Below are 1,588 nucleotides of genomic sequence, written 5' to 3' on the forward strand. Positions count from 1 at the left end.
TATCGGCCGCCGCGTCCAGTTTGTGCACATCGGGAACGCCGCCCAGCCGCTCCAGCACGCGCGAGAGCGCCAACCAACCGATCAGCGAGGCGACCATGATGGCGACGATGGCGCCTAGGAGGGCGAGCCACTGCCAGTAGTACAACGCTTCGGCGAAGATCCGGGTGAACTCGTGCGCGACAGCCTGCAAATGCGGCACCCGCGCCAGGACTGCCGCGACCCCGCCCACCGCGGCGGTGATCGCGTGAAACAACAGCTGCCGAAGGCTCGCCAGGACCGTCAACGCGACGATCACCACAGCACCGACGCCAATACCGGCGACAAAGGATGCCGCGGTGACGGTCGGTAGACCGTGACCACGGCGTTTTACGATCCCGGCCAGCCCGCCGACATAGGCGCACAGCGCGACCGCCCCTAGGCCGCTCAAGCCGACTACCAGGAAGCCGATCACGGCGGCTGCGACCGTACCGGTGATCAGAACCCGGATCCGATAGCGATAGGCCAGCAGCCCCATCGGCACGGCGCCGAGCAGTCCCAGGCCCCCCGCGTGCGGGAGGACGACCGCAATGATCGAGATAGCCGCGCACAGCGCACCCATCACCGATGCATGGGCCAGTTCGCTCGGCTTTAGCGACCGAGCTTCACCAGACACGCCCATCAATGGAGTCTGACAGTCGTTGGCTTCATCCTGCGAAAGCGTCCGAATCATTTTGCTTCACCACCCGATCGAGCCCACGACCCGCGAGTCCGGCGGGCAAAGCGGTCCGTTCTACACATGGGAGCCAAGGGTATGAACGGGGTGTTGAGAAGTCGCTGAGAAAGTCGCTGACCTCGACGTCCGCAGCTCTACAGACTCTGTCGAGCTTCAGCCCAGCACCGATGCCAGCTCCGACCGGGGTACTGAGATTTGCTGTGCTGCTAGCAAAGTCGAGTCGTGACAGGTCACACTCAGTCGGCACAGATGCCGTCGGCAGTCCAGCCACGACGCGTCGCTTCTTGAGCGAGTTGTACGCGAGAGGTGAGCCCGAGCTTGGTGTAGACGTGCGTGAGGTGTGCCTGCACAGTTCGGGGTGAGACGAACAGCCGCGCGGCTACCTCCTTGTTGCCCAGGCCTTCGCTGACGAGTTTTACGACGTCGAGCTCGGTGCGGGTCAGCGATGCCCAGCCGCTCGTGGCGCGCTTACGTTCGCCGCGTCCTCGCAGCGCGTAGGCGGTGGCGTCCTTGATCGACAAAGCCGCGCCCTCGGCCCATGCGGCGTCGAAGTCGTTCGCACCCAGAGCATCCCGAACCGCGGCGATGGTGGCTTCATCGCTCTCGTCGAGAACCTTGAACCGCACGAAGCTCATGTGCTGGCGGGCGGCGTCCGCCGCGCCCAATAACCGGGCCGCCAACAGGTGGTTGTCACTTTGAGCCGCCACGATGCCCAGGCAGTCGAGGGCGAATGGAACGATGAGGTCACCGCCAAGGCTGGCGGCCGCTTCGAGCGCGTCGTAGGCATCCCGTTCGGCGGCGTCGAGCTCGCCCTCCGCGATGTAGAGACGCGATCGCGTCGTCAGGGACGCCGCAAGGCCCCAGCCGGTGTTCGAT

The 1,588-nt window shown here is 65.3% G+C and carries 1 protein-coding gene and 1 pseudogene; both read right to left on the reverse strand.

Annotated features, from left to right (window positions below):
- A pseudogene (locus VGH54_RS11415) lies at positions 1 to 598 on the reverse strand (cobalt ABC transporter); the annotation flags it as partial.
- A 350-nt stretch (positions 599 to 948) separates the two neighbouring features.
- On the reverse strand, positions 949 to 1,588 hold a 640-nt coding region (locus tag VGH54_RS11420), incomplete at its 5' end, for a helix-turn-helix transcriptional regulator (RefSeq protein WP_331512097.1).

The sequence above is a fragment of the Mycobacterium sp. genome (genome assembly GCF_036488105.1).
Taxonomy (GTDB): domain Bacteria; phylum Actinomycetota; class Actinomycetes; order Mycobacteriales; family Mycobacteriaceae; genus Mycobacterium.